Origin of the sequence: Stenotrophomonas maltophilia group sp. Smal17 (assembly GCF_030237045.1) — a bacterium.
Classification (GTDB): Bacteria; Pseudomonadota; Gammaproteobacteria; order Xanthomonadales; family Xanthomonadaceae; genus Stenotrophomonas; species Stenotrophomonas forensis.
The window spans coordinates 1-831 of record NZ_JASJSU010000185.1; the positions used below are offsets into that span (position 1 = coordinate 1).

Below are 831 nucleotides of genomic sequence, written 5' to 3' on the forward strand. Positions count from 1 at the left end.
TCTAGTCATCCAGTATCCACTGCAGTTCCCAGGTTGAGCCCAGGGCTTTCACAACGGACTTAAATAACCACCTACGCACGCTTTACGCCCAGTAATTCCGAGTAACGCTTGCACCCTTCGTATTACCGCGGCTGCTGGCACGAAGTTAGCCGGTGCTTATTCTTTGGGTACCGTCATCCCAACCAGGTATTAGCCGGCTGGATTTCTTTCCCAACAAAAGGGCTTTACAACCCGAAGGCCTTCTTCACCCACGCGGTATGGCTGGATCAGGCTTGCGCCCATTGTCCAATATTCCCCACTGCTGCCTCCCGTAGGAGTCTGGACCGTGTCTCAGTTCCAGTGTGGCTGATCATCCTCTCAGACCAGCTACGGATCGTCGCCTTGGTGGGCCTTTACCCCGCCAACTAGCTAATCCGACATCGGCTCATTCAATCGCGCAAGGTCCGAAGATCCCCTGCTTTCACCCGTAGGTCGTATGCGGTATTAGCGTAAGTTTCCCTACGTTATCCCCCACGAAAAAGTAGATTCCGATGTATTCCTCACCCGTCCGCCACTCGCCACCCAAGGAGCAAGCTCCTCTGTGCTGCCGTTCGACTTGCATGTGTTAGGCCTACCGCCAGCGTTCACTCTGAGCCAGGATCAAACTCTTCACTTAAAACGACATGATCCGAAGATCAAAATTTAAAGCTGCAGATGATTGATGCTGGCAACGTATCGCTTGCTTTAAAACAATTAATAGTTGCTTGATCAAACGTCTGCAAGATGGACAATCATCCTTCCTGCAGGCGCCTTCACAAGATACCTGCGCATACTTTCAAAGATCCGGGGAAG

1 rRNA gene is annotated in these 831 nt (G+C 51.7%); it reads right to left on the reverse strand.

Going from position 1 to position 831, the window contains the following annotated elements:
• Positions 1–655: ribosomal RNA gene (locus tag QRO93_RS21485) — 16S ribosomal RNA — on the reverse strand; the annotation flags it as partial.
• Between the last annotated feature and the right edge of the window lie 176 nt (positions 656–831).